The organism is Chloroflexota bacterium, from assembly GCA_016235055.1.
Lineage (GTDB): Bacteria > Chloroflexota > Anaerolineae > JACRMK01 > JACRMK01 > JACRMK01.
This window is the reverse complement of record JACRMK010000046.1, coordinates 55,326-81,086: the sequence shown is the minus strand read 5'-3', so window position 1 is coordinate 81,086 and position 25,761 is coordinate 55,326. Positions and strand designations below refer to the sequence as shown.

Genomic DNA, 25,761 nt, shown 5'->3' with positions numbered 1-25,761 from the left:
TAACAAAGTGATGAGTTTGACCGGAATCGGTGTATTATTCAGTGAGGCGGGGCACGAACGATGTCCGAGAAAACAATCCTTGTCGTTGAAGATGAACCGAGCATCGCTGAAGTGATCGGCTTATACCTCCGGCGCTCGGGCTACACCGTTCACATCGCGGCGGACGGTCTGTCGGCGCGTACGTGGCTGTCGCAGCGCCTGCCCGCTCTGCTCGTGCTCGATCTGATGCTGCCGGGTCTGGACGGCTACACGCTCACCCGCTGGCTGCGCGAGCAGAGCGACGTGCCGATCATCATGCTCACCGCGCGACGCGAGGAGATTGACCGCATTGCCGGACTGGAGATGGGCGCCGACGACTACATGGTTAAGCCGTTCAGCCCGCAAGAGCTGGTCAGTCGCGTGCGCGCTGTGCTGCGCCGCGCCGGCGGAGACAAGGGCGCCGACGGCGAGCGCGCCATCCAGCATGGCGACCTGTGCGTGGACCCACGTGCGCGCAGCGTCACGGTTGCCGGCGCGCCGGCCATACTCACGGCCAGGGAGTTTGACATGCTCTACCTGTTCGCACGACACCCGCGCCAGGTGTTCACGCGCGATCAACTGCTGGAGCGCGTGTGGGGTGGCGCGGAATACATCGACCCAGGCACGGTGACGGTGCACGTGCGGCGTCTGCGCGAAAAGATCGAGGCCGACGCCTCCAATCCGCGCCGCCTGCTGACCGTGTGGGGCGTGGGGTACAAGTTCGAACCATGAGCGCTATCACTCGCATACCACTGGCCGCGCGCTATGCCGCCGGCGTCCTGATCGCCACCCTGGCGGCGCTGGCGCTGTTTACGCTCGTCATGCAGCCGCCGCCGGCCGAGCTCGGGCTGATGACGGCGTTCCTGGGCGTGACGGCGATCATTTCCGGCGCGGCGGCTTTTGCGGCCTACCGGCTGGGTTGGCTGTCGTACGCGCCGACGCTGCGATGGGCGCTGCTGGCCGGGCATGCCCTGTCCAGCGTGCTGACGTTCGTCAATGTATGGCTGACTGCGCGCCTGATGTTCGCCAGCGCGCATGATCTGGCGCTGGCGACGATCCTGCTGGTCTTTGCCGGTGGTATGGCGATGGCGCTCGGATATTTTCTATCCAGCGCTGTGACCGACCGCATCCGGCAGGTCGAGTCCGCGGCGCAGGCGGTGGCCGGGGGCGAGCTCGGCGTGCGCGTCGAGGCGCACGGCACCGACGAGGTGGCATCGCTGGCACGCGCCTTCAACCGCATGGCGGCGCAGTTGCAGGAAGCGGCCGAGCGCCAGCAGGAGGTCGCGCGGCTCCGCGCTGACCTGATCGCCTGGGTGGGCCATGATCTGCAGACCCCGCTCGCGTCGATCCGTGCGGTTGTCGAGGCGCTGGCCGACGACGTGGTGGACGATCCGCAGACGGCGCGCCGGTACCTGGCAGGCGCGCAGCGCGACGTGCGCGCGCTGTCGGCGCTGATTGACGACCTGTTCCAGATGGCCCAGATCGACGCGGGCGGCCTGCGGCTGGACCGCGCGCCGAATTCGCTCGCCGACCTGGTGTCCGACACGCTGGAAAGCTTTTCCGCCATGGCGGCTCGCCAGGGCGTCGTGCTGGAAGGGGCTGTCGCGCCCGGTGTGGATCCGGTCACGATGGACGCGGCACGCATTGGTCGCGTGCTGAGCAACCTGGTCGGCAATGGCCTGCGGCACACGCCGGCCGGCGGGCGCGTGGTCGTGCAGGCGGCACGCGAGGGCGGCCAGGTTGGCGTGAGCATCAGCGACAGCGGGGAGGGGATTCGCACCGAGGATCTGGCGCGCGTGTTCGAGCAGTTCTACCGCGGCGAGAAGTCGCGCAGTCGCGCGACCGGCGGTTCCGGGCTGGGGCTGGCGATCGCGCGCGGGCTGGTGCAGGCGCACGGCGGCGACATCAGCGTCGCGAGCGAACCGGGTGCCGGGACGACGTTCCGCTTTACGCTGCCGTAAGCGGCCATTCAGCGCCGGGTAATACTTTCGTAATGTCAACCGGTTAGTATGTTTTCAGGAGGCGACCATGAGACATGCTATCTGGCTGTTGGCCCTCGTATGTTTGGCGGCGTGCGCTCCGCAGGCGGCTGCGCAGTTGCCGCAAGCCGCCGGCGCGCCAAAGGCGCAACTGGTTGATCTCGGCCCGGCGCCGGAGCTGACCAACACGGTCTGGCTCAACACCGACCGCCCGCTGCGGCTGGCCGATCTGCGCGGGCGCGTCGTGCTGCTCGATATGTGGACGTTTGGCTGAATCAACTGCCGTAATGTGATCCCCTCGTTGAGGGGCTGGCATGCGCAGTACGGCCCGCAAGGGCTGACGATCATCGGCAACCATTTCCCGGAGTTCGGCTACGAGGCCGACCTTGGCAATCTGAAGGATGCCGTGGCCCGGTTGGGCGTGCCATATGCGGTGGCGCAGGACAATGACGGTGCGACGTGGCGCGCGTATCGCAATCAGTTCTGGCCGACGTTGTACCTGATCGACAAGCACGGCCGCATTCGATTCACGCATATCGGCGAGGGGCGGTATGATGAACTGGAAGCCGCCATCGTGACATTGCTGAATGAGCCGGCTTAGACACACCCAGGGAGGGAGAGCTGTATGAAGAGCCGTTATCCGCGCATCGCGGAATCCGAGGTCACGCCGAAGGCGGTGTACCTCTCGCGGCGCGAGTTTATCAAGGCCACCGGCGTGGTGGCGGGCAGCATGGCACTTGCGGCGTGCGGTCCGCTGGCAGGCAACGACGCGCAGCCGGCGCCTTCGGCCACGGCGCCGCCTGCGGCCCAGCCGGGCGCGTCCGCGCGCAAGGACGAACTGGGCGATCCGGCGACGTCGTACCAGGACATCACGCACTACAACAACTACTACGAGTTCACGGAAGAGAAAGAGGGCGTTGCGCCGCGCGCCGCCAACTTCAAGACGTCGCCGTGGGACGTGCAGGTGTCGGGCCTGGTAGGCAAGCCGGGCAAGTACGCCGTCGAGGAGATGATCAAGCGCTTCCAGCCCGAGGAGCGCATCTACCGCCTGCGCTGCGTCGAAGCGTGGAGCATGGTCATCCCGTGGGTCGGCTTCCCGCTCGCGAAGCTGCTGAAGGCGGTCGAACCGACGGCAGCCGCGAAATATGTGCGCTTCGAGACGCTCTTCAAGCCGGACGACTTCCCCGGCCAGCGCTCGCCGTTCTACCCCTGGCCGTACCAGGAAGGGCTGCGTATCGACGAGGCGATGAACGACCTGACGCTGCTGGCGACCGGCCTGTACGGCGGCGAACTACCGGCCGCGAACGGCGGCGGCATCCGGCTGGTCGTGCCGTGGAAGTACGGGTTCAAGTCGATCAAGGCGGTCGTCAAGATCGAGTTAACCGACACGCAGCCGAAGACGATGTGGAGCACGATTGCCTCGAATGAATATGGCTTCTACGCTAATGTGAATCCGGAGGTCAATCACCCGCGCTGGTCGCAGGGCAGCGAGCGGCGCATCGGCGAATTGCGCCGGCGGACGACGCAGCCGTTCAACGGCTATGCCGAGCAGGTCGCCGGCCTCTACGCGGGGCTGGACTTGCGGAAGAACTATTGAGCGAGAAAGACCTCGCGGGTTTTGCAAACCCGCCAGGTCTACGTCCGGTCATGAAACATCACTTGCCTGACCCGCTGCAGGCGCTCGTCCACATCGGCGGCTGGCTGCCGCTGGCGTGGCTGGCTGCCGATGCGCTGGCGCGCAACCTGACATCCAACCCGATCCAGGCGATCGAGCAGCGCACGGGGCTGGTCGCGCTGACCTTCCTGCTGCTGTCGCTGGCCTGCACGCCGCTGGCCTCGATCGGCGGCTGGAAGGCGGTGCTGCGGCGCCGCAAGGCGCTGGGGCTCTATGGCTTCATGTACGCCAGCCTGCACCTGCTGGCGTTCGTCGGGGTGGACTACACGTTCGATTTCGGGTTGATTTGGGCCGACGTCGGCAGCAAGTGGTACATCATCATCGGCACGACGGCGTTCCTGCTGCTGGTGCCGCTGGCGGTCACGTCGTTCCGCTACTGGATGAAACGGCTTGGCAAAGGCTGGACGCGCCTGCACAAGCTGGTCTATCTGATTGCGCCGCTGGTGGTCGTGCACTTCGTTCTATCGGTCAAAGGCGACTTCCTGCGTTTGCAAGGCAACGTCGGCCTGCCGCTGGTGTACGGCACGGTGCTCGCGTTACTGCTGCTGTTGCGCGTGACGCCGCTCAAGCACGCGCTGGCGCAGGTGCGCATGCGGATGATGGAAAAGATGCGCACGGCACCGAAAGACTCTGCGGGACTGCCCGGCCGCCGCAGCGGCGGCTAGAACGCTTACTGACTTTTCAGCAAATAGCGCGCATGCGATGAGTACGAAGCGCCCGGAAATACAGTGTATATTGCGAATATCGGATGAATGCTAGATTTCGACAACTCAGTAACAGAGATGTCCGATACGCATAACCACCACTCAGCGAGACTGTCGTTGCAAGAATTACATCCCGCAGCGTCGGATGCGTGAGTGCAGAAACTGATGCACCGCATATCCAAGCCGTCATTCCGGCGAAGGCCGGAATCCACGCCGGCGTAACACGGGCCAGCATGCGCGCCAGATGCTGGCGTGGATGCCGGCTAACTACATGCCGGCATGACGGGTTGCCAACAACTCTACCCCGAAACTGAGGTGCGCTCCTACCTTTTACTCGCTTGACATTAGCTTCCCGCGAGCCTATTATCGGTCTACCCGAATGAGGCAGCACCATCGGCGCAGCGTGCTATGGAAGGGAGCACGCCCGTGTCCCAGATCGCGACGATCACGGGTAAATACACCCCCGTAGCACTCCATTAGCTAGTCGGTCCGAGATTCTAATGCCAATGCTGGAACGCCTGCTACGCAGCCCATTTGTTGGACGTGCGCGGGAGTTGGCCGAGGCCGACGCCGTGTTCGGGCGAGTGCTGGACGGCGAAGGTCATACGCTGCTCGTGAGCGGCGAGCCGGGTGTCGGCAAGACGCGCCTGGTGCGCGAATTCACCTCCCGGGCGTCCCGCGCCGGCGCACGCGCGTTCATCTGCGACTGCCATGCCGAAGGCGGCACGCCGTATGCTCCCATTGCCCAGTTCATCCGGCAAGCCTTAGAGCAGTCCAGCGAGGAATTGCGTCTCCCCGCATTCGCCCTGGCTGACCTCGTTACACTCGCGCCGGCGCTGCGTGCACGCTATCCGGCCATAGCTCCAAATCCCACGCTCGATCCGCTCTCGGAGCGAGAGCGCATCTTTGAAAGCGTCGCGGAGTTGTGCGCTGCGCCGGCCGCGCGCACGCCCGTCGTGCTCGCTATTGAGGACGTGCACTGGGCTGATCGAGGCACCCTCGACCTGCTGCGCCACGTGGCTCGCCGCGCATTCCAGATGCGTCTCATGGTGGTCCTGACCTACCGAGAGGAGGAGCTGCACGACAACGCGGCCCTCGGCCACCTGCTGCTGGACCTCAATCGCGAGCGGCTGAGCACGCACCTCGGCGTGTCGCGCTTCACCCTCGAGCAGGCTCGCGAGCTGCTGGCCGCGCCTTTTGGCGGCGAGGTCGAGCCCGCATTTCTGGAATACCTGTATCGCCAGACCGAAGGCAACCCCTTCTTTATTGAGGAGGTTGTCAAAGGACTGCTCGAAGACGGCACGCTGTATCGCACAGGAGAACGCTGGCACTGGCCCTCGCCGGAACAGTCCCACATCCCGCAGAACGTGCGCGCCGTGGTCCGGGCGCGCGTGGAGAAACTGCCGGCTGCTGTGCAGGATGTCTTGCGCCTGGCGGCGATCATCGGCAGGGAATTTGACGTTGACCTGCTGCGTATTGCGGGCGACCTGGAGGCCGATCGGCTGATCGATGCCCTGGAGACCGCCGGGCGCGCGGGGCTGATCCGGGAGACGCGGCGAGGCGGGCACAGCCTGTCCGTCTTTGCCCATGCGCTCATCCCGTCGGCGCTGCAGGAAGATATTGTGGCCCCGCGCCGCCAGCATCTTCACCGCCAGGTTGCGATGGCGATCGAGGGCCGGCATCCGGATGACGACGAAGCGCTGGCTTATCACTTCAGCGCGGCCGGAGAGCGCGACAAAGCGATCGATTACGCCTGCAAGGCGGCGCGGCGTGCTCAGTCCGTCCATGCGTATGACGCGGCGGCGCAGCATTTGCACCGCGCGCTGGACTGGCTGCAGGGCAGCCGCAAACCGGACACGCAAGCCGCCGTGGTCGAGCAATTGGCCGACATATACGACCAACAGGGAGACACCTTGCTGGCGGTTCCGCTCTTCGCGCAGGCGATCGCGCTGTGGGACGCGCTGGCCAGCGGTGACAAGATGCTTGCCGTTCGCTTGCGCCGCAAGTTTGGGAACGCCGTGCTCAATCTGCGCGCGGGCGCCGACTTCCAGCGCTTCCGGGTCGATGCGCGGGCCCAGCTGGCCGTTGCATGGGAAATAGCGAGCGTGGAACCGCCGCATGTGGAAACGGTTTACTTGCTGGCCACCCTTTCCTCGGCCATGTGGATCCGGCAAGCGAGCGCAGACTGGGAGGCTGCCGAGCGGTACGCCCGCGCCGGCGTGGATATGGCCGAAAAACTGGACGACCCTGTCGTCACGTCGGTTGCGCTCGACGCGCTGGCCCTGGTCTATGGCGCGCAGGGCATGCTGCGCGAGCAAATAGAGTTGGTGCAGCGCCGGTTGGCGCTGAGCCGCGATGCCCGTTTCCGCGATCAGCGCGAGCGTGTGCGGATTTTGATGCAATTGGGCGCGGCGTTGGCGTCGGTGGGCGAATACACAGACGCGCTGCGGTATCTGGATGAAGCACAGACGCAGGCCGGGCAGATTCGCGCATTGGACCTTTGCCTCCATACACTTGCGAGCCAGGCACTGTCTTGGCTGCGCCTCGACCGCTGGAACGAGGTCCTCCGCAGCGAGCAAATCATGGTTGCGCTGCAGCGGCGCTCCACGCAGGACCTGTTCCAATATCCTTGCTGGCACACCGCCATTTTCTCGTGCGCCTATGCGATGCGCGGGGATTCCGAACGCGCGCGCCGGCTGCGACTCGAGTCGGCCCAGATCATGGGCGCGGTCGTCGGGCCCGATGGGTGGGGACGCACCCAGCACTACTGACATGCGCTGCCGTTAATGGCGGAGGGCGAGTTCGCCCTCGTGGAGCAGCACCTGGAAGGGGCATTGCAGAAGCGATTTGCGAACAACCCACAGGTGTTTAATAACGGAAGCTGGCCCGGCGACCATGATCTGTTCGCCACAATGGCCGACACGGCGGCGCAGCGGGCCGACGAGCCGATGCTGCGCAGGTACGCGCCGCTCGCCGAAGCGCTGGCCATGCGCTACGGCCATGTGCTCTATCAGGCCGTCGCCCATCGCGCCTGGGGCGTGGCTCACCGGCTGGCCGGCGAATACCCCTCAGCGGAAACACGCTTCCAGCAGGCACTGGCGCTGTTCCAGCAATTAGGCACCCCCTGGCAAACGGGTCGCACGTTGGCCGACCTCGGCGACCTCGAACGCGCGCGCGGCGACGCTGTCCGCGCGCACGACTATCTTTCCCGCGCGTTGGCCGGTTTTGAGGAAGTGCAGGCGCTGCCCGACGCGGCGCGCGCGCGCGCCGCGCTGGAGGCACTGGGTCCCAAGCGGCAACACCCCTCTCCCGAGTCGCATGGCGGGCCCGTTGACGAAGGTGCACCGCCAACGCCCGGCGAACCCCTGACCGCGCGCGAGATGGAGGTGCTGCGCTGGCTCGCTCAGGGCCTAAGCGACAAGGAAATCGCGGACCGGCTGGTTATCAGCGTGCATACCGTGCGCGGTCATCTGCGGTCGGTCTACGCCAAGCTGGACGTGCCCTCTCGTTCGGCTGCCATGCGCGCCGCTTTGGATCGCCGCCTGATCTGAGCCGCAAGCGGCCGGGCGGCCGCTAACTTCGCACGCAGGCGCAGACCTGACGGGCCCATTGGCACCGTCAGGTTTTTTCTTGCACAGTCCAAATTGACTAGTGGTGCCGCGGGACCTGCGGCGCACTTGCGCCGATAAACGGTTGATTTTGAGCATATACATTCTGGCCCGGTTGGCTAAACTGGGTTCATAGGGGAATGAAACGCGCATGCCATATCGACACGGCGATCGAAGAGCACATGACTCAACCACAACCCAATCCCGCACTGGCCGCAGCCGAGAACTATGAGAAGAACCTCGTTACCTACCAGATGGGATCATGGGCGACGCTCCTGCTCGAAATCGCCAACCCACTGCCCGGCGAGCGAGTTTTGGATGTGGCGTGCGGCACGGGAATCGTCGCCCGGCGGGTCGCACCGCGCGTGGGGTGCGCCGGCATCGTCGTGGGCGTGGACATCGATCCAGCCATGCGGGCGCGCCGCCAGTTGTGTCTGGCGCTCCATTGAACACCATCCGAAGGTGCGGCTCATCTGGGTAGCGCTCGCCCATCGCTTTGCTACCAGCGTCTCCGTCCTACTTCCGTTCTTCAATCTTGGCGACGCGAGCGAACTCGAGGCGCTGCTGGAGGCGGCCGGGTTTATCGATGTGACGATCACGGCTCGCGCCTACAACGTGCGTGAGCCGCGCAGTCCGCAGATCATTGCTCCGATTCTGGCGAGCGTTGGGGGATGTGTCCCCGCCGTAAGTACCATGGGCCCCGATGAGCGCGCTGCCGTGGCGCGGGCGGTAGAGGGCGATATCGGGCGGGCCCTGCAAACATACGTCGACGGTGACGAACAAGTCTATCGAACAGCTGCGCATATTGCCTTAGGGCGAAAATAATCAAGGAGAGACATGAGAAACCAATATCGGTTCACTGTGTTGTTCGCCATGCTGCTCACGCTGCTTGCCTTTGTCGGCACGGTGGCGTGCGGCCCGCTTGCGCCCGCGCCGGCGCCGACGCAAGCGCCAACCAAAGCCGCGCTCGACGTCCGCGCCATGGTCCAGAACTACATCGAGACCCTGCCCGACAGCAATTGGGCGGTCACACCCGCTGGCTTGCAGGAGCAACTGGCCGGCAGCAAGCCGTTCCTGGTGGACGTGCGGAGCGCCCAGGACGTGGCGACGAATGGTTACATCGAGGGGGCAGTCAACATCCCGATCCGCACGCTGGCCAAGAACCTGGACAAGCTGCCGCAGGACAAGACGGCGCCCATCGTGGTGTACTGTGGGATCGGGCACAACGGGGCGCAGAGCATGATGGCGCTGCACCTGCTGGGCTACACGAACGTGAAAAGCGTGGCGGGCGGCTTTGCCGGCTGGACGGGCGCCAATCTGCCCGTGGTCAAAGGACCGATCGCGGCGCCGGTGGCGGGCAAAGCCGCCGCGGTCGATGCCGACCGGCTGGCACTGGTTGACCAGTACCTGAGCAACCTCCCGGACGACTACAACGCCGTCGCGCCGGCTGGTCTCAAAGACCAGTTGGCCGCGGGCAAGCCGGTCGTGCTCGATGTGCGCAACGAGCAGGATCTGAAAACCAACGGCATGATCGTCGGCGCGCTGAACGTGCCGATCCGCAACCTATTCAAGAACCTGGACAAGCTCCCGCAGGACAAAAACGCGCCCATCGTGACCCATTGTTCCATCGGGCACAACGGTGCGCAGACGATGATGGCGCTGCGCCTGCTGGGCTATACCAACGTAAAAAGCCTGGCCGGCGGCTTCGCCGCGTGGGCCAAGGCCGGTTTGCCGGTCGTGAAACCCGGCTAGAATCGCCGAGCGGGTTTCAATTGCGTCGATCTCCGGGCACGCCTAGCGACCGTGCCCGGAGGGAGATTAAGGCGGACGCGATTGGTCGACCCGCCGTAAGCGCGAGGAGCGCGAGACAGCCCAGGGTTCTACGCTCATAGAGGAGTACATCCAGACCGTCGAGCGCGTGCCCGAAGCAGGCTAGCTGCAAGACGCCATTGCCCGATAGCAACGTTCGCTCCGACGACACGACTGCAGTGCGTCACAAAGGGCAGGCGCGCGGACTCTCAAGGAGGCTCACATGTCGCCCTAATCTGACTGCGGATCAACAACGGTGTAATTGTGTCTCGGCTTCAATTCCGCGGCAATGGATAAGCATGATCAAAAGCGCATCTTCAGACTGGAGGTCTGACCACCATGCACATGAATATTCGCTCTATCAAGGTTTGGGCGTTGCTGGCTATCCTGGCATTGGGTGCAGGCGCGCTCGCGCCGCGCCCGGCACAGGCTGATGGCGGAACGTGCCCCGCTCCGGGCACCGGATATGCCGGAGCGCGCAACATGATCGCCGACGCCACGATGGGGAGTATTCCGATGGCTCGCGATAACATCAATGGAAACATCGGCATGCACACCGCTGTGGTCAATTCATCCTGCCCGTAATCTGCCGAGTTCGTGATTGGCGGCCAGACCGTCGTTCTGGCCGCCGACGGACCAAACGGGGGGAATCAACTCGCTGCCGCCCATAACCGCTATGGGCGGCAGCGTGGCAAGTGTGCCAGCCGAGGCTTTTGCAAGCCCCCAAGCCTCACTCATACTCGTAGAACCCCTTGCCGCTCTTGCGGCCCATGTGCCCGGCCGTGACCATGCGGCGCAGCAGCGTCGGCGCGGCGTAACGCGCGTTCTTCGTCTCCGCGAACATCGCGTCGGCCACGTAGAGCGTCGTGTCCAGCCCCACGAAGTCCGTCAGCGTCAGCGGGCCCATCGGGTGGTTCAGCCCCAGATGAATGCCGGCGTCGATATCCTCGCGTGACGCGGCGCCCTCTTCGACCATGCGGATCGCGTCGAGCAGGTACGGGATCAGCAACGCGTTGACGATGAAGCCCGGCTTGTCCTTCGCCACGACCACGGTCTTGCCGAGCGATTCGCCGAAAGCCCGCGCCGCCTGGTAGGTCGCCTCGCTCGTCAGGAACGAGCGCACCATCTCGAGCAGCGGCATGACCGGCACCGGATTGAAGAAGTGCATGCCGAGCACCTGCGCCGGCCGCTTCGTCGCCGACGCCATGTCGATGATCGACAGCGACGACGTGTTCGACGACAGAGTTGCGTCCGGCCGGGTGACTGTGTCGAGCTGCGCGAAGATCTGCTTCTTCTCGTCGAGGTTCTCGATCGCCGCCTCGACGACGAAATCGGCGTCGCGGAAATCGGCGAAACCGGTGGTGCCACGGATGCGCGCCCGGATGCCGTCGCGGGCGGCGGCGTCCAGCTTCTTGCGCTCAACCGCTTTGGCCAGGCTGGCATCGATGCGCTCCAGCCCGCGCTTCAACAGCCCGTCGTTCATCTCCATTACAATGACGTCGTAGCCGCTCTTCGCGCAGACTTCGACAATACCCGACCCCATCAAACCGCAGCCGACAACACCGACCGTCTTGATTGCCATCTGGTTCTCCTTGCCGGTGACCGGAATAGCGTGATTTTGAGCTGCGCCGGGCGCAGCACGGTCTATTGTACCACCCGCCCCAGCGCGGGCAAGCGTCACGGCGCGGGCGGCAGGTTGTACGAGACGCCAGTCAGCTGCTCGGAGCTCTCCCACAGGCGCGCGGCATCGGCGCGGCTGTGCGAGGCGGTGCTCGACTTGGCCTGGCCGGGGTAGCCGCGCATGCCCGCCAACCCGGTTGGGCCGATGTAGTCGCCGCCGCTGACGCCCGGTGCGGCAGCCGCGTACATCAGCGGCAGCGCGCCCATGGCCGAGCTCTGCGCCACCAGATTGGTCACGGCGTTCGTGATCGTCTCCGTCATGCGTGCGCCGTCCATGCGCGCCCCCGCCGTCTGCAGGTTGGTCGCCGCATAGCCGGGATGCGCGCCCACGCCGATCGCCGGCACGCCGTTCGCGGCGAAGCGGCGATTCAACTCGTAGGCGAACAGCAGGTTGGCGAGCTTGCTCTGCCCGTATGCGCCATAGCGGCTGTACGCTCGCTTCGATTGCAGATCATCAAACGCAACGCGGCCACGACGGTGCATGCCGCTGCTGACCACGACCACCCGCGCGCCCGGTGTGCGCCGCAGCGCGTCCAGCAGCCGCCCCGTCAGCGCGAAGTGCCCCAGGTGGTTCGTGCCGAACTGCATCTCGAAGCCATCGGCCGTCGTGCGGTACGGGATGGCCATGACGCCGGCGTTGTTCAGCAGCACATCGAGCCGGTCATGGCGCGCCGTGAACGCATCAGCGAAGCGCCGCACGGAGGAGAGATCGGCCAGATCGAGCGGCATGACCGCGAGCGCCGCATCCGGCTGACCGGCACGGATCGCGTCGGCCGCGCGCTGGCCCCGCCCCTCGTCGCGGCAGGCCATGACCACGGTCGCGCCGTGCTGCGCCAGGCCGCGCGCCGATTCAAACCCGACGCCGCTGTTCGCGCCGGTGACAATCACGGTTCGATTGCGTAAGTCGGGCAGGTCGTTTGCAGTCCAGTTCATTATCTACACCTTGCAGAGTGTATCATCTGCTGATAGGCCGCGCCATGCGCGGACGGTTGAGTATCTACTTTATTATACGGAGTGCGCCCTGTCCGGCATTGTTGGTATGGATTCCGTTCATCTCAATAGCCTCGCGTCCGGTCGCAGACATGCAGGAGCGGTTCGCCGCCGACATAGCGCCGCAGGTTGTCGCAGAACAGCGCCACCATCCGGTCGGTGATGTGCGGCGACGAGTGGCTGTCGTGCGGCACCAGCAGGACGTTGTCGAGCGCCCAGAACGGGTGCGCCGGCGGCAGCGGCTCGTCGGCAAACGCATCGAGGTACGCGCCGGCGATCTGCCGCGTCGCCATGGCGCGCGCCAGCGCGTCTTCGTCCACCGTAGAACCGCGCCCGACGTTGACGAAGTACGCCGACGGCTTCATCGCGGCCAGTTCAGCCGCGCCGAGCATGCGCTCGGTCTCCGGCGTCAACGGCGCGGTCATGACAACGTAATCGGCCTCGGGCAGGCGCGCGCGCAGCGCCGGCGGACCGATCACTTCATCGGCCTCGTTTGCGGCGGCCGTGGTGCGCCGCACGCCGATCACGCGCATGCCGAACGCGCGCGCCAGTTGCGCCACGCGCCCGCCGATACGCCCCAGGCCGATGATCAGCACGGTGCGCCCGTGCAGTTCACCGGTGTGCAGCGCCTGCCAGTCGCGCGACTGCTGGTGGATGCGCCGCTCGCGCAGGCGCTTGGCGTGATCGAGCATCGCCGCCAGCACGCTCTCGGCGATCGGAATGGTGTGAATGCCCGGCGCATTGGTCAGCGTCACGGAGCCGTCGAGCACCTGCGGGGTGATGTTGTCGCTGAAGCCGGTGCTGCATAGTTGCACCCAGCGCAGGCTCGGCATGAAGAAGCGCAGATAGTCGTCCCAGTCCAATTCGCCGGGGTAGTGCGTGCGGTTGCCGCCTTCGGCCAGCAGCACCTCGCTGCCGACCGGTGCGCCGATCCGGTCGGCCGGATGCTCGATTAACTCGATGCGGGAGGAAACGGACTCGATCTGCGTCCGCTGAACAGGCGAGAGCCAGTTGCCATCGGGGCGGGCCGTCTGGCAGCCGCGCGGGATGCCGCTGACGGCGACGCGGAGGGTGCGGATGGTATCCATGACCGGCATCATAACACGGCCAGCGGCCGGGCGCAATGACACACGTACCCTGAGCCTGTCGAAGGGTAGGCTTTCCGACAATAAGGTGTGATTCGACGGCGTATTGTGCTGCTAACCGTGCGCGCATCTGGCGCCGATTTGCGGATTGCCGGGGCCGCACCTACAATGCCGGCACCTCATCATGCACAACCCGACCAGCATCAGCCTGCGCGGCCGCGACTTGGCCAGCGTGCCCGACCATATTCGCGCCAGCGCTGTGCTGGCCGATCTCGACCTCGATCTGAATCGGTTGAGCGAACTGCCCCGCTGGATCGGCGAACTGATTACGCTCACATCGTTGAGCCTGTACCACAACCGGTTGAGCGAACTGCCCGACTCGCTCTGGCAGTTGAGCGCGCTGCAAACGCTCAACGTCGCGGACAACAGGCTGACCGCATTACCGGGCGGCATCGGCGAGCTCACCGCGCTGCGCATGCTCGACCTGGGGCACAACGCATTGGCCGAGCTCCCTGTTGCACTCGGCAGGCTGGGCCAACTGGCGTTTCTGTACGGGAGCAACAATCAACTGACGAGCATGCCCGAATCAATGGGGAAACTCGGCAGGCTGATCTACCTGAACGTGACCGATAACCGGCTCACGTCGCTACCGGAGTTCATCGGCGACCTGACGCAACTGAGCGAGTTGCGCGTGTACAACAACCAGATCGGCGCGCTGCCGGAATCGCTGGGGCGGTTGACGCGCCTGCGGGAACTGCACGCGATGAACAACCGGCTGGCGTCGCTGCCGGAATCCATTGGAGCGCTCGGGGCGCTGCGGAAACTGGTATTGCAGGACAATCGGCTGACCACGCTCCCGGAGTCAATCGGTGGCCTGCGCAGCCTGACTGACCTCGACTTGCGAAACAATGCGCTGATCGCCCTGCCGGAAACCCTCGGCGGCCTGCGCAATCTGCGCACCCTCGACCTGCGCGCCAACCGGCTGGCGCAACTGCCTGCGGGCATCCGCAACCTGCCTCATCTGGAAAAGCTCGATCTGCGCTGGAACAAGATGCTGGCCGCACCCACATGGCTCGTGGAGCTTGAGACGCGCGGCTGCACCGTCTACGTGTGATCCGGGCGCGCCCGGCACGCCCTATGAATACCGACCCGATGAGCTCGCAAATCGCTCCCCTGCGCAGGCAGTTCGCTATGCTTGAGACGTTGAAAGGGGGTATTTTCAGTTCCGGGGCGCAACCAATACGGTATGAGACCACGGTGGCTCGCCGCCGACCAGCGCGGGCATCCAGCGGTGTTGTCCCTGGACTCCCGCTTCCGCGGGAGTGACGCCTCGTTGAGTTGCATGCGCCCGGCCCCAATCCGAAATGCACCCAATTGAAAGGGTATACCGCAAAAGTGTCGGGGCCGCACGGCTGACCAATCCGCCATTCCGGCATGACGACCGATTGAGTCCCCGACAGTTTGTCGGTATACCCGTTGCCGGGTCGCCAGTTGCCCGTCATCCATAGCGCGGGTATAATTTCGATTGCGCCGACGGGCGTCGTATGAGCACCCACCTGAACGACCTGTCGATTGAAGAGCTGGAAAAACTGCTGGCCGAGAAACGCGCGCGGCAACGCTTCAGCACGCGCATGGAGTCGCAGACCAGCGCGATGGAGCGCGGCGCGCAGAAGCTCAAGGCGGCGGGCACGGCGCGCCCCGACATCAACTTCATGCGCGTCGGCAATCGCCTGCTGCTGGCTGTCGAGGTCTTTGCGGTGGCGGGACTGCTGATTGCCGGCCTCGCCATCTTCTTTCGTCTGCAGGAGCTCAACCGCGAGAGCGCGGCGGCGCAGTCCGGCAGCGGCCAGGTGCGCACCGGCAGTCCCGAGGCGGCGGCCACGCTGCCCGGCGCTTCACAGCCGCCCTCGGCGGGCACGCCGGAGCGGTTCAAGGGCGTGCTCAAGCAGGTCGTGCCTGTCGCTATTCCGACGCCCGGCCCGCAGCAGCCGGTGCGCATCGTCATCCCGGCGATCAACGTCGATTCGCTGGTCGTCGAGGGCGACGATTGGGAAGCGCTCAAGAAAGGCGCGGGACACCGGGCGGGCTCGACCAATCCGGGCCAGCGCGGCAACATGGTCATATCGGGGCACGATGATGTCTTCGGCGAGGTCTTCCGCTATATCGGCGACCTGAAAGCCGGGGACGAGGTGCAGGTCTATTCGAAGGAAGCGAAGTTTACATACGTCGTCCGCAACCGGCGCATTGTCGAGCCGACGGACGTCAGCGTGCTGCAGGCGACGACCGAACCGACGCTGACGCTGATCACCTGTTATCCGTACCTGATCGACAACCAGCGCATGATCGTCTTCGCCCAACTGGCGAAGTAACCGGCCCTTCGGGCCATTTCACAGACACCGGAGTATTCACATGGCAAAACCGTCACGCCGCGAGCGCCGCCGCATGGGCGACAAGACCCCCAGGGCGCCCCGCTCCGCTGCACCCGCCACCATGCCGCATGGCGCTTCAATGGAGCCGATCGAGCGCGTCACCGCCGCCCCGGCGCCCCGGTCGCCCGCGCCGGCGCTGTCGTCCGCACCCGCGCAGCAGTACGCGCACGTCAAGAGCGACCTGGTCCGCATCGCCGTGCTCGCGACCATATTGCTCGCGGGCATGATTGCACTGCGCTTCATCCTGCCGCAGTAGTCTCCGCGCTCCGAAGAAAACGCCCCTCCGCGCCGCGCGCCGGAGGGGCTGCCTATGTCTCTTTCGCCTCTGCAACTGGCCGCCGGGTTCGCGCTCAGCCTGCTGATCGGGCTGGCGGCGCAGCGACGCGGCGCGCTGACGCGCGACGGCGTCGCGGGCGCGGCCATCGTCGGCACGCTGACGTTCGGCCTCGGCGGCTTCGCCTGGGCCGTGGTCGTCGTGGCGTTCTTCGTCTCGTCGTCGGCGCTGACGCGCTACGGCGCGGAACGCAAACGCGAATCGTCCGCCGAGTTCGCCAAGGGTGGCCGCCGCGACCTGGCGCAGACGCTCGCCAACGGCGGCGCGGCGGCCGTGCTGGCCGTCTCGGGCGCCATTTTTCCCGCGTACACCCTGCCGATCTTCGCCGCGTTTGCCGGCGCCATGGCGGCCGTGACGGCCGACACGTGGGCGACGGAACTGGGCATGCTCAGCCTGACGCCGCCGCGCATGGTCACCACCTGGCGCGAGACGCGGACCGGCGAGAACGGCGCGGTCAGCACGCTCGGCCTGATCTCGGCGGCCACCGGCGCGCTGCTGATCGGCTCGGCGGCGCTGCTGGGGCGCTACGTCGAGGGATTCTTCGCGGACGTGCCCCTGAGCGCGTATCTCTGGCTGCCGACCACCGCGCTGATCGCGGGCTTCATCGGCAGCGTAGTCGATTCGCTGTTGGGCGCAACGGTGCAGGCGCTCTACTACTGCGCGAGCGACGCTGCGTACACCGAGAAGCCGATCCACGCCTGCGGCCGCCCGGCGATCCTGACGCGCGGGCTGGCATGGATGGACAACGACGTGGTGAACTTCCTCGCGTCGCTGGCCGGCGCCGTCACCGCCGTGCTGGTCTACGGCGCGATGCGGTAGCGCAAATCAAGCGCAGGTACAGCGGTTTTGCGCTGAGCATACCCTGGTCCGCTGTCATTCGGAGCGCGGCGGCAAGACCGATGGCGTGCAACACGCCTCGCGCGCGAAGAATCTGAGAGGCGGCAGTTCAGATCCTTCGCGCGCCTAACGAGCCAAAGGACATACGCCCCGCTTTCGCGCTCAGGATGACCGCCCGAGGTGGCCGGAAACAGAAGCCCCTTCGGGTCTTGAAATCCCGAAGGGGCTTGGTGTTGTTATGCCACCCCGCCGCCGATCGGCGGGTATAACTCCACGCGGTCGGCATCGGTCGCCGTGGCACGCTCCAGGTCGACCGCATGGCCGTTCACGACGGCGATGGCGACTTCCTCCGGCGGCACGCCCACCGCGGCACAGATCGCCAGCAAGCGCATGGCCCCGCCGGCAGGCAACTCCACCCAGACCCGGCGCTGCGGCTCGTACCAGTTGAGATGCCCGCCGAGATGCACCTGCATCTACGACGCCTCTGCGCCGCCGGCGCGCAAGTCGCGCTCCACCGCCCGCAGCACTCGTTCCGCCAGATCGAGCGCCGCGCGTGCCTCATCGGCCGTGACCTCTTGCGGATCGCCGGGATAGCGCGCCTCGACGGCCCAGATCGACAATGCATAGAGGTGCGGGAATTCGACTTTCACCGAAGCCCCGCCCGGGATGATCTCACGCAAATGATCAAGGTCATGCGTGTGCGGAACTTTGATGCCATGCGCTACCAGCACAGCTTTTAGCGCCTTTTCCGCAGCCGGTTGTGCATAAAAACACGACTGGCGTGAAAAAGGCTCAGGCCCGAGCAAGAGTGACCGACCCGCCCCCAAGTCGGAATGCGCATACGCCAGCCAAGTGCCTACATCATCGGCGCTCATAGACGACTTTGCCTTCGGCCAGCGCCGGCTGGAGCACCCGCCCGATAGTCTGCCCGTGCTCCACGATCTCCGCTGGCGTCGTTACCACGACATCTTTGCTGATCGGCAGATCACTCAACGAATTGCCTATGCGAACTGTCATAGCGCGCTTGTTCTGCGCCTCCGGCATCACCACCAGCAAATCAAGGTCGCTGTCCGGGCGGGCGTCCCCGCGCGCCCAGGAGCCGAACAGGATGATGCGCAGCGGGTGAAACTGCTGCACGATGCGCTCAATCGCTTCAGCCAAGCACGGCGGCTCGGCGATTACGGGGGTGCTCATCGACTCTCCTCCATCAGCCCGGCGCTACGCGGACGCCTCGACGATGTCCGCCGCCCACTCGATGCCCAGCTCGCGCAGGCGCTCGCGGGTCGGCTTCGCGGTCTCCGGGTCCCAGCCCTTCAGCCGGTACAGCTCGGTCAGCGCCTGCTCGAACTCGTCGTGCGAGATGCCGACGCCCTGCAGCGCGCCGACCGGCGACGGCGCAAACAACCGCTCCGGGATCATGTCGTCTTTGCGCGAGAACCCTTCGCGCACGTTGAAGACGCGCGCCAGGTTCGTCGCCCGCTCGCCGATCTTGAGCAGGTCGGCAATCGTCAGATCCCAACCGGTCGCCGCGCGCACCGAATCGACGACTTCCTGCGCCTCGATGAACGAGCGCGGGCCGGGGCCGAAGTAGCAGTAGCCGGTCACCTTGCCGGCGCTGCTCCAGTTCTCCAGAATCGCGTAGTTGAACGCCTTGCGCGCGCTGAGTTCGCGCGGTGGCACCGCTTCCGTGATGCCGAGCGCCGTCGCGCTCTTGAAACCGGCCGACGCCGGGTTCGCGAGCGCCGTGTCGTGGTACGCGACGAGGTGATCCGCGCCGCCCTCGTTGACGGCGTAGCCGATGCCAACGCCAATCTTGCCGCGCGGGTCGTGCATCGGCAGTTCCTGGCCCTTGACGTGCATCGCGAAAAACGGCGCGTCGCCGCCGATCTTTTCAGCCGCGCGCTTGACGCCCTCGGCCAGCAGGTCGCCGATGCCCTTACGGAACGCGATCAACTCGACCGTCTTCAGCATCGCGTCGACATTGCCGAAGCGCAGTTCCATGCCGCCGGTGTCCTTCGTCGTGATCAGCCCGTGCTCGAAGCATTCCATGGCGAACGAAATGACCGATGAGGTCGAGATGGCGTCGAGCGTGTAGCGCCCGCACAGTTCGTTCGCCTTGGCGACCGCTTGCAGGTCGCCGATGCCACAGTTCGAGCCGAAGCCGCCGACCGCCTCGTACTCCGGGCCGCCGTAAGTATCGCTGACCACGTAGCGGTCGTTCACCGCGACCTCGCGCTTGCAGCGCACGGCGCAGGCGTAGCACGAGCGACGGGCGGTCAGCAGTTCCTTCTCGTATACCTCCCACTTGAGGCCGTCCACGCCTTCGAACGCGCCCTGCAGGAAGTTGCGCGTCGGCAGGATGCCGGCCGCGTTCAGGCCGCCGGTGATGCCCGGCGTGCCCTTCTCCTGCAAGTCGAACGACTGCGGCTGGTTCTTGACGCGCTTCGACAGCAGCTTGCCGAACTCCGAGAGCGCCTTCGGCTGCTCGGCAAGGTCGAGGTACTTGCCGCTGCCGCGCACGGCGATACCCTTGAGCCGCTTGGAGCCCATCACCGCGCCCATGCCGTTGCGGCCGTTGTAGTGGCGCAGGTCGTTGGTCAGGCAGGCGAAGCGCACCAGGTTCTCGCCGCCGGGGCCGATCTGCAGGAAGCGCACCAGCTTGTCGCCCAGTTCGGCGCGCACGGCGTTCTGCGTGTCGCCGGTCTCCTTGCCCCACAGGTGCGCTGCATCGCGAATCTCGACCCGGCCGTCTTTGATCCAGAGGTAGACCGGCTTGTCGGCGCGCCCTTTGAGCACGATCGCCTCGAAGCCGGCGAACTTGAGTTCCGGGCCCCAGAAACCGCCCGCTTCCGACTCGCCGAATGCGCCGGTTAGTGGCGAGCGCGCGACGGCCGAAAAGCGCGTGGCGGTCGAGACCGGCGCGCCGGTCAGCACGCCGTTGGCCAGGATCAGCACATTGTCGGGGCCGAGCGGGTCGGCGTGTGCCGGCATCTGCTTGAGCAGCAGGTAGGCGGCCAGCGCTTTGCCGCCGGGGTAGAGGCGGTACAGCGCCTCGTCGATATCTTCGGTGTGAATAGCCGATGTGGTGAGATTGACGTGCAGGATCTTGCCAGTGCTTCCGTGAGCCATATTCGCGTCCTCCGTGGGTAACCAGCGCCAGCCGGCTGGCGCGCCGCCGCGCGCGGCCGTATCCTTGAAAGTATACCAGAAATCGCGGGAGCATTGTCCACGAAGCGGCACGAAGGGGCACCAAACAGGCAAGAAGCGCTAAAAGTCGGCAACAATCGGCAATTTGTCATTCCGGCGTGATTTTGGCCGGAATCCACACGGCCAAGAGTCACGGGCTTTTGCGTGCCGTGGTCGTGGATGCCGGCTTACTACTTGCCGGCATGACGGTCGGGATTGCTGTGTGTCGGCGGTCTATTCGTGCCCCTTTGTATTCCTTCGTGGATGCGGTTCGGCTATAATACGCGCACTACGCCAACCGGCACAGGAGACCGCGATGAACCTGCCATCCCACGACTACCTCGACCAGCAGAATATTCCATACGAGCGGCGCTCATTCCCGACCGACATCGAGAAAGGCGCGGCCTCGGTGGCGCGCGCGCTCGGCTTCAACGAGCGGCAGATGGTCAAGACGCTGATCTTCGAGAACGACCGCGGCGAGCGGGCACTGATCATGCTCGGCGGCGACCAGAGCGCGATCTCCGGGCACCTGAAGAAGGTGCTCAACTCGCGCAACATCAAGCTCGCCAGCCCGGAAGCGGTCAAAACGACGACCGGCTACGAGATCGGCTCGATCCCGCCGTTTCACTGGCAGAGGCCGGGCTTCCGCTCGTTCCTCGAAGCGTCACTGCTGATTGAGAGCGTGCTCGGCGTCGGCACCGGCCAGTGGGGCGAGGAGATCCTGATTGCGCCGGCCGACCTGGTCAAGGCGAGCCGCGCCGTCGTCGTCAACCTGACCGACAAGGAGAAGCCGGTCATCTGAAAGATGACGGGATGACAAGATGACAAGGTGACAAGGTGACAAGGTGAAGAGATGACAAGATGACTGGATGAAGAGATGACAAGATAACTGGATGAAGAGATGACGAGAGCGCAGGGAGTAACCTCTGCGCTCTTTGCGTTCATTGGGGGACGCAGTTGTTCTATTCGCGCCGATTCGCGTTATTCGCGGATACAAAGGTTCTCGCTGCGCTCTCTGCGGTGAAAAGTTCTATCCGGTGATGGGGAACACGGCGACGAGCAACGCGGCGGTCATAGCCGCGTAGCCGAGCGCGGCGATCAGCGGGTTGCCGGTCAGGCTATGCAGGCGCACCGCGTACGCGCCATACACGGCGAAGAAGACCGCAAAGACGGCGATCACCAGCAGCAGGAAGAACAACCCCGGCGTGATCGCCACCGCGAACAGCAGCGAGCCGATCAGCGCGACCTTCGAGGTCAACTCGTTCAGCGCGCTCCGCCGCATCGTCGCCGCTTTCGTCACATACTCGTTCAGCACGAAGTACGGCATCGCCAACGCGCAGACCACCGGCCAGAGCCACAGCCGGCTGCCCGACGGCAGGAAGTTCAGCCACGTCAGGTGCGCCACCACCCCGTTCGTGACGTAGATCCACGCGAAGAACAGCGCCGCCAGCACGAGCGCAGCCGGCCGCAGATTGCGCCGGATGCGTGCCCACAGGTCGCGCACGCCGAACAGTCGCAGCACTCCCAGCATTAGCGCGGCGTACAGCAGGAAATGCATCGCCATGTAGTTGACGATCTGGATCGGCAGCCACGTCGCCGGGTCAATCGGCGTCAGCGACAGCCCACGCAGGATCAGCGGCGCGAGCACGGCCGGCACGAGCGCGACGAGCAGCACCTGCCCGTACGGCAGACCGGCGGGCACGGGCGCGGCCACGCGCAGGCCGAGCCGCGACACGGCGAATGATGAGAGGGGGAAGAAGAGGACGAAGACGGCGAGCGATAGCAAGAGCGCTGCCTGAATAGCCCGCACGGTAAGCAGTGATTGTGGCAACGTTTGCCAAAATGATGGTCCCCAACGATCGATTATTCTCAGGCGATCTGGAATCCCTCCGAGAAAGCAATACCGTAACCAACTCGCCGCGCTGACTAGCGTCATGTCATTCCACAAAACCGTAAGGTGCTCTGAAGACGGTACAAACTCCAATGCTCGCGCCCGTCCTGACCAAAATGCTTCGGACGAGCCCCCCGCGTTTGCCAGAGCGATCTTCTGGGCTGTCTTGATTGAATCGAATTCGAGAACACCGGCCAGCAATAGCAGATTCTTCGGCGCGTTGGGCGTCACCTCGGTAGCGCCTCCCGAAATGGATATGACCCCCTTGATATCCGGGTGTTGATTGGCGTATTGCACGACTGCGCCGGCCCCCATCGAGTGACCAATCAAAGCGATGCTATTTGGATCCACATTGGGCAGCGAGCGCGCGTACTGCACAATGCGGCCTATATCCTTCTGCAGTTGATCTAGTCGTGCGGTCGCTGAAAGCGGAGTTGTATTAGCGCCATGCCCGGTGAAGTCGAACGTGACAGCGATTGCCTGTCCAGGACCAGAGAGCAATCCCGCTACAAACAAACCTTGATCCGGTGACAAATAGATCGGGGTGCGCGCCAGTTCGTACATGACCTGCTTGCTTCCCGCATAGCCATGTGCGATAACGACAGCAGGGTACACTCGCGGCAGCCGCGCGTTCGGCTCAGGTGCCGGCGCGAATATCTCGACCGGGATGCCATCTACGACGGTCGAGGTACGTACGATGCCGCCGTCCACGACAAGGATGCGGTACGCGGCAAACAGCGCGACGAGCGTGCAGGCGAGGTATAGCAGGCGTTTGATGATCATATCCGCGCCTCCGGTCGTTTCGCGAATCCAAAAAACCCTTCGGGTCTTGAAGACCCGAAGGGTTGCCAATCAATATAGCAGATCGGGGTTCCAGCGGTTGCGCATCGGCTCGCCGCGCAGGTAGTGGCCGATGTTCTCGCAGAAGATGTCCATGATCCGATCGTTCTCGGCCGTCACGGTGCTGGCCGAGTGCGGGCTGATGACGACATTCGGCATCGCCCACAGCGGCGACGCCGGGTCGAGCGGCTCGACGCGCGCCACGTCGATCGCCGCGCCGGCGATCTGGCCGCTCTGCAGGGCGCGCACCAGTGCGGCGTCGTCCACCAACTGGCCGCGCGCGATGTTGATCAGCACGGCGGTCGGCTTCATCTGCGCCAGTTCCGTACCACCGATCAGGTTCTCCGTCTCGGGCGTGTGCGGCGCGATCAGCACCACGAAGTCGGCCACGCGCAGCATGTCGGGCAGTTCCGCGCGCGTGACCATCCGGTCGACGTACGGCGCCGGCTCGGTGCCACGGCGCATGCCAATCACACACATGCCCATCAGCTTGCCGGTGCGCGCCACCTCGCTGCCGACGCGCCCCATGCCGACGATCGCCAGCGTCTTGCCGGTCAGTTCCTCGCCGCAGTAGCGCTCCCAGTGGTGCGCACGCTTGTCGCGCTGCATCCAGAGGAAGTTCTTGACCGTCATCAGCATGACCATCAGGCAGAAGTCGGCCAGCGGCCGCGCATGCACGCCGCTGGCGGTCGTGTGCGCGATCGGCAGCCGGTCGATGCCCGCGCCCTTGATCACCTGGCCGATGCCGGCGCTCGTCCACTGGATCCACTTGACGCGCGGGCCGGTGACCGGCAGATCTTTCAGTGCGGCGCGCTCGAAGTCGAACAGCACCTCGGCGCGCTTAAGCCAGTCGAGCCACTGCGCCTGCTGTTCCGGCGTGCGCTGGAACGGGCCGCCGGTGTGGTCGGCGATGTAGCGCATCTGGGGCACGAGCGCGAGGTCGTATAGCACCTCGATGCGCGGATCGACGGCGCGGATGCGCTCGATGTGCTCCGGCTCCAGTTGCGAGGCGATCATAATGGTCAGCTTGTCAGTCATTAGAAAATCCCCAGGGAAGATTCAACATCACCTTTGTCCACGAAGGAACACGAATGGACACCAAGAACATTGAACCGCAAAGGGCGCAAAGACCGCAAAGAAAAGCTCTCTATCCGCGAATAACGCGAATCGACGCCAATCGAAAGCAGGGTTCTCCTTTGCGCTCTTTGCGTGCTTTGCGGTTGGTCTTGTTTTCCTCTGCGTTCTCTGCGGTTAGCGTTCGACTAGCGCCAATTCGCGTTATTCACGGTCAACAAAGCTTTTCTTTGCGCTCTTTGCGTGCTCTGCGGTGGGCTTTCCGGTCAGCGCGCCAGCGACTGCAGGAACGCCTCGGCGTCGTCGTAGCGCTTGAAGCGCTTCTCGGCCTCGCGGAAGGCGCGCGTGTGGGCGTAGTGCCGCCCGTCCACGAACTGCACGCCCAGTTGCTTGTGCAGCAGTTCGTGGTACATCACGAAGTCGATGGCGTACTGCGGCACGCGATGGTCGTCGAGCGCGATGCTGATCATCACCGTGTCGCTCTCGACCTGATAGTGGCCCATCGTGCGCTCGGTGACGGTGCGGCTCCACTGCAGGCGCGGGCGCGGCATGCACCCGTCGAAGTACGCGGCGTTGACGCGCGCGAACACCTCGGCCAGGTCGTAGTGGCGCCCCTTCAGGCCGCCGTCGGGGCGCTCCAGGCACAACTCGAACGCCAGCGACGCCTCGGCGAAGTCCTCGCCGTTGATGTAGCGCTTGACCGCGTTGGTTGCGCTCGCCTGCCGGCGGCTGACCGCCGCGCGCACCAACGCTTCGAGCGCATCGGGCGGCGCGCCGACGAAACCGGGCGCGGCGACGATGCGCACCTGCGTGTGATTGACCTGGGCGCGGTACAGATAGTCGCTCGGGTAGATTTCGAAGCTGAAGGCGTAGCCGGGCCAGCGCTGCTTGATCCAGCGCAGGCTGCCGATGATCTCGCGCACCAGCGCCAGCGTCGCCCAGTGCGACAGCAGATTGTCGGTCGCGCTGAGGAACTTGAGCCACTGGTACGCGCGGCGCGACGGCAGCGGCAGGCGCGCCGGCGAGCTCGACAGCCGCGCGCAGATCTCCTCGATCGCGCGCGACTGCGACTGGATGCGCTTCAGCAGCGCGGCCGCGGGGCCATGCTGCAGGGCGGCCGGTTCGGCGCGGCCGGGCAGCGCCAGCAGGTCGGCGCGGATGCGGTTCGCGGTCGCGATGGCGTTCTTGATGCGCACGGCGCGCGACGGCGCCGCCGACTCGTCGCAGACCGGCAGCGCGGCCAGATCGAGCGACTTGAGGTAGCGGTACGCGCGGTACGAGGGGCCGGGCAGTTGCGACGGCTTGACCTGGTTGCGCCGGCAGATCGCTTCGACTTGCGCGACCGTATCCATCACCATGCGGCGGAAATCGTCGGCTTCGGCGACGGGCACGCCGTGACTCCACCCCTCGCGGGCGCGGTTCATCGCGGCGACAAGCCCTTTGATTCGGAGGTCTGACATTTTCGGAAGCCGCGGCTCAGCGCGCGGCATATCATCACAATACCACAATATCGGCGGTATAATCAAACGCGTTGAGCGGGGGTCGGGTATCAGGGATCGGGTGTCAGGGATCAGGGGATAGGGAATAGAGAATCAGGGGTCAGGTTTCGGGGAACAAGGCAT

The 25,761-nt window shown here is 65.2% G+C and carries 26 protein-coding genes; 16 read left to right on the top strand and 10 right to left on the bottom strand.

Annotated features, from left to right (window positions below; all coding sequences use genetic code 11):
* Positions 1-60: 60 nt before the first annotated feature.
* The 11 genes from HZB53_10960 (at position 61) to HZB53_10910 (ending at position 10,378) form a co-directional block, all read left to right on the top strand.
* The gene (locus HZB53_10960) at positions 61-750 is read left to right on the top strand and encodes a response regulator transcription factor (GenBank protein MBI5878161.1); all 690 of its coding nucleotides are present in this window, start codon (positions 61-63) and stop codon (positions 748-750) included.
* Positions 747-1,979, top strand: a complete 1,233-nt coding sequence (locus HZB53_10955; protein MBI5878160.1) for a HAMP domain-containing protein — start codon at positions 747-749, stop codon at positions 1,977-1,979. The genes HZB53_10960 and HZB53_10955 overlap by 4 nt, the downstream gene beginning before the upstream one ends.
* 67 nt (positions 1,980-2,046) lie before the next feature.
* A complete protein-coding gene (locus HZB53_10950) occupies positions 2,047-2,598 on the top strand; it encodes a redoxin domain-containing protein (GenBank protein ID MBI5878159.1) in 552 nt (183 codons plus the stop codon).
* 24 nt (positions 2,599-2,622) lie between these two features.
* A complete protein-coding gene (msrP, locus tag HZB53_10945; protein ID MBI5878158.1) occupies positions 2,623-3,594 on the top strand; it encodes a protein-methionine-sulfoxide reductase catalytic subunit MsrP in 972 nt (323 codons plus the stop codon).
* Positions 3,595-3,644: 50 nt separating this feature from the next.
* Positions 3,645-4,337 carry a sulfoxide reductase heme-binding subunit YedZ gene (locus tag HZB53_10940; GenBank protein MBI5878157.1) on the top strand — a complete coding sequence of 231 codons (693 nt, stop codon included), beginning with the start codon at positions 3,645-3,647 and terminating at the stop codon, positions 4,335-4,337.
* 539 nt (positions 4,338-4,876) lie between these two features.
* A complete protein-coding gene (locus HZB53_10935) occupies positions 4,877-7,147 on the top strand; it encodes an AAA family ATPase (GenBank protein ID MBI5878156.1) in 2,271 nt (756 codons plus the stop codon).
* A 39-nt stretch (positions 7,148-7,186) separates the two neighbouring features.
* Positions 7,187-7,927 carry a LuxR family transcriptional regulator gene (locus tag HZB53_10930; GenBank protein MBI5878155.1) on the top strand — a complete coding sequence of 247 codons (741 nt, stop codon included), beginning with the start codon at positions 7,187-7,189 and terminating at the stop codon, positions 7,925-7,927.
* A gap of 239 nt (positions 7,928-8,166) precedes the next feature.
* On the top strand, positions 8,167-8,433 hold the full coding sequence (locus tag HZB53_10925) for a methyltransferase domain-containing protein (GenBank protein MBI5878154.1): 267 nt from the start codon (positions 8,167-8,169) through the stop codon (positions 8,431-8,433).
* 13 nt (positions 8,434-8,446) lie between these two features.
* Entirely contained in the window at positions 8,447-8,809 is a 363-nt protein-coding gene (locus HZB53_10920) for a hypothetical protein (protein ID MBI5878153.1), read from the top strand.
* A gap of 12 nt (positions 8,810-8,821) precedes the next feature.
* Positions 8,822-9,736 carry a rhodanese-like domain-containing protein gene (locus HZB53_10915; GenBank protein MBI5878152.1) on the top strand — a complete coding sequence of 305 codons (915 nt, stop codon included), beginning with the start codon at positions 8,822-8,824 and terminating at the stop codon, positions 9,734-9,736.
* A 396-nt stretch (positions 9,737-10,132) separates the two neighbouring features.
* Positions 10,133-10,378, top strand: coding sequence for a hypothetical protein (locus HZB53_10910; protein ID MBI5878151.1), 246 nt, complete (start codon positions 10,133-10,135; stop codon positions 10,376-10,378).
* 145 nt (positions 10,379-10,523) lie between these two features.
* Here the strand turns inward: HZB53_10910 and HZB53_10905 are convergent, their stop codons facing one another.
* The 3 genes from HZB53_10905 to HZB53_10895 all read right to left on the bottom strand — a co-directional run bounded on the left by HZB53_10905 (position 10,524) and on the right by HZB53_10895 (position 13,551).
* Positions 10,524-11,375, bottom strand: coding sequence for a 3-hydroxybutyryl-CoA dehydrogenase (locus HZB53_10905; protein MBI5878150.1), 852 nt, complete (start codon positions 11,373-11,375; stop codon positions 10,524-10,526).
* 95 nt (positions 11,376-11,470) lie between these two features.
* Positions 11,471-12,406 carry an SDR family oxidoreductase gene (locus HZB53_10900; GenBank protein MBI5878149.1) on the bottom strand — a complete coding sequence of 312 codons (936 nt, stop codon included), beginning with the start codon at positions 12,404-12,406 and terminating at the stop codon, positions 11,471-11,473.
* Between the two features lie 122 nt (positions 12,407-12,528).
* On the bottom strand, positions 12,529-13,551 hold the full coding sequence (locus HZB53_10895; GenBank protein MBI5878148.1) for a D-2-hydroxyacid dehydrogenase: 1,023 nt from the start codon (positions 13,549-13,551) through the stop codon (positions 12,529-12,531).
* A gap of 181 nt (positions 13,552-13,732) precedes the next feature.
* Here HZB53_10895 and HZB53_10890 point away from each other — a divergent pair, with 181 nt between their 5' ends.
* From HZB53_10890 to HZB53_10875, 4 genes are all read left to right on the top strand, one after another.
* A complete protein-coding gene (locus HZB53_10890) occupies positions 13,733-14,662 on the top strand; it encodes a leucine-rich repeat domain-containing protein (GenBank protein MBI5878147.1) in 930 nt (309 codons plus the stop codon).
* Between the two features lie 430 nt (positions 14,663-15,092).
* Entirely contained in the window at positions 15,093-15,917 is an 825-nt protein-coding gene (locus tag HZB53_10885) for a class D sortase (protein ID MBI5878146.1), read from the top strand.
* A 40-nt stretch (positions 15,918-15,957) separates the two neighbouring features.
* Positions 15,958-16,233, top strand: coding sequence for a hypothetical protein (locus HZB53_10880; protein ID MBI5878145.1), 276 nt, complete (start codon positions 15,958-15,960; stop codon positions 16,231-16,233).
* A gap of 54 nt (positions 16,234-16,287) precedes the next feature.
* On the top strand, positions 16,288-17,130 hold the full coding sequence (locus HZB53_10875; protein ID MBI5878144.1) for a DUF92 domain-containing protein: 843 nt from the start codon (positions 16,288-16,290) through the stop codon (positions 17,128-17,130).
* Between the two features lie 254 nt (positions 17,131-17,384).
* Here HZB53_10875 and HZB53_10870 read toward each other — a convergent pair whose 3' ends face one another.
* Genes HZB53_10870 through HZB53_10855 form a run of 4 tightly spaced genes read right to left on the bottom strand, consistent with a single transcriptional unit; the run spans position 17,385 to position 20,277 of the window.
* A complete protein-coding gene (locus HZB53_10870; protein MBI5878143.1) occupies positions 17,385-17,621 on the bottom strand; it encodes a hypothetical protein in 237 nt (78 codons plus the stop codon).
* A complete protein-coding gene (locus HZB53_10865) occupies positions 17,622-18,023 on the bottom strand; it encodes a HEPN domain-containing protein (GenBank protein MBI5878142.1) in 402 nt (133 codons plus the stop codon).
* Entirely contained in the window at positions 18,010-18,342 is a 333-nt protein-coding gene (locus tag HZB53_10860; protein MBI5878141.1) for a nucleotidyltransferase domain-containing protein, read from the bottom strand. The genes HZB53_10865 and HZB53_10860 overlap by 14 nt, the downstream gene beginning before the upstream one ends.
* Positions 18,343-18,366: 24 nt before the next feature.
* Entirely contained in the window at positions 18,367-20,277 is a 1,911-nt protein-coding gene (locus tag HZB53_10855) for an aldehyde ferredoxin oxidoreductase family protein (protein MBI5878140.1), read from the bottom strand.
* A gap of 373 nt (positions 20,278-20,650) precedes the next feature.
* Here HZB53_10855 and HZB53_10850 point away from each other — a divergent pair, with 373 nt between their 5' ends.
* On the top strand, positions 20,651-21,136 hold the full coding sequence (locus tag HZB53_10850; GenBank protein ID MBI5878139.1) for a YbaK/EbsC family protein: 486 nt from the start codon (positions 20,651-20,653) through the stop codon (positions 21,134-21,136).
* Between the two features lie 228 nt (positions 21,137-21,364).
* On the opposite strand, the gene HZB53_10845 is transcribed toward HZB53_10850, so the two are convergent.
* From HZB53_10845 to HZB53_10835, 3 genes are all read right to left on the bottom strand, one after another.
* Positions 21,365-23,008, bottom strand: coding sequence for an alpha/beta fold hydrolase (locus HZB53_10845; protein MBI5878138.1), 1,644 nt, complete (start codon positions 23,006-23,008; stop codon positions 21,365-21,367).
* Positions 23,009-23,077: 69 nt separating this feature from the next.
* Positions 23,078-24,103: a D-2-hydroxyacid dehydrogenase gene (locus HZB53_10840; protein ID MBI5878137.1), complete on the bottom strand. Its 1,026-nt coding sequence runs from the start codon at positions 24,101-24,103 to the stop codon at positions 23,078-23,080.
* 302 nt (positions 24,104-24,405) lie between these two features.
* On the bottom strand, positions 24,406-25,599 hold the full coding sequence (locus HZB53_10835) for a hypothetical protein (GenBank protein ID MBI5878136.1): 1,194 nt from the start codon (positions 25,597-25,599) through the stop codon (positions 24,406-24,408).
* Positions 25,600-25,761 lie beyond the last annotated feature (162 nt).

Coding starts and splice junctions, on each gene's coding strand:
- HZB53_10870 (MBI5878143.1), bottom strand. CDS start 17,621: ATGCAGGTGCATCTCGGCGGGCATCTCAACTGGTACGAGCCGCAGCGC.
- HZB53_10910 (MBI5878151.1), top strand. CDS start 10,133: ATGCACATGAATATTCGCTCTATCAAGGTTTGGGCGTTGCTGGCTATC.
- HZB53_10960 (MBI5878161.1), top strand. CDS start 61: ATGTCCGAGAAAACAATCCTTGTCGTTGAAGATGAACCGAGCATCGCT.
- HZB53_10855 (MBI5878140.1), bottom strand. CDS start 20,277: ATGGCTCACGGAAGCACTGGCAAGATCCTGCACGTCAATCTCACCACA.
- HZB53_10845 (MBI5878138.1), bottom strand. CDS start 23,008: ATGATCATCAAACGCCTGCTATACCTCGCCTGCACGCTCGTCGCGCTG.
- HZB53_10900 (MBI5878149.1), bottom strand. CDS start 12,406: ATGAACTGGACTGCAAACGACCTGCCCGACTTACGCAATCGAACCGTG.
- HZB53_10905 (MBI5878150.1), bottom strand. CDS start 11,375: ATGGCAATCAAGACGGTCGGTGTTGTCGGCTGCGGTTTGATGGGGTCG.
- HZB53_10925 (MBI5878154.1), top strand. CDS start 8,167: ATGACTCAACCACAACCCAATCCCGCACTGGCCGCAGCCGAGAACTAT.
- HZB53_10875 (MBI5878144.1), top strand. CDS start 16,288: ATGTCTCTTTCGCCTCTGCAACTGGCCGCCGGGTTCGCGCTCAGCCTG.
- HZB53_10885 (MBI5878146.1), top strand. CDS start 15,093: ATGAGCACCCACCTGAACGACCTGTCGATTGAAGAGCTGGAAAAACTG.
- msrP (MBI5878158.1), top strand. CDS start 2,623: ATGAAGAGCCGTTATCCGCGCATCGCGGAATCCGAGGTCACGCCGAAG.
- HZB53_10880 (MBI5878145.1), top strand. CDS start 15,958: ATGGCAAAACCGTCACGCCGCGAGCGCCGCCGCATGGGCGACAAGACC.
- HZB53_10955 (MBI5878160.1), top strand. CDS start 747: ATGAGCGCTATCACTCGCATACCACTGGCCGCGCGCTATGCCGCCGGC.
- HZB53_10940 (MBI5878157.1), top strand. CDS start 3,645: ATGAAACATCACTTGCCTGACCCGCTGCAGGCGCTCGTCCACATCGGC.
- HZB53_10860 (MBI5878141.1), bottom strand. CDS start 18,342: ATGAGCACCCCCGTAATCGCCGAGCCGCCGTGCTTGGCTGAAGCGATT.
- HZB53_10895 (MBI5878148.1), bottom strand. CDS start 13,551: ATGGATACCATCCGCACCCTCCGCGTCGCCGTCAGCGGCATCCCGCGC.
- HZB53_10850 (MBI5878139.1), top strand. CDS start 20,651: ATGAACCTGCCATCCCACGACTACCTCGACCAGCAGAATATTCCATAC.
- HZB53_10865 (MBI5878142.1), bottom strand. CDS start 18,023: ATGAGCGCCGATGATGTAGGCACTTGGCTGGCGTATGCGCATTCCGAC.
- HZB53_10935 (MBI5878156.1), top strand. CDS start 4,877: ATGCCAATGCTGGAACGCCTGCTACGCAGCCCATTTGTTGGACGTGCG.
- HZB53_10915 (MBI5878152.1), top strand. CDS start 8,822: ATGAGAAACCAATATCGGTTCACTGTGTTGTTCGCCATGCTGCTCACG.
- HZB53_10840 (MBI5878137.1), bottom strand. CDS start 24,103: ATGACTGACAAGCTGACCATTATGATCGCCTCGCAACTGGAGCCGGAG.
- HZB53_10835 (MBI5878136.1), bottom strand. CDS start 25,599: ATGTCAGACCTCCGAATCAAAGGGCTTGTCGCCGCGATGAACCGCGCC.
- HZB53_10890 (MBI5878147.1), top strand. CDS start 13,733: ATGCACAACCCGACCAGCATCAGCCTGCGCGGCCGCGACTTGGCCAGC.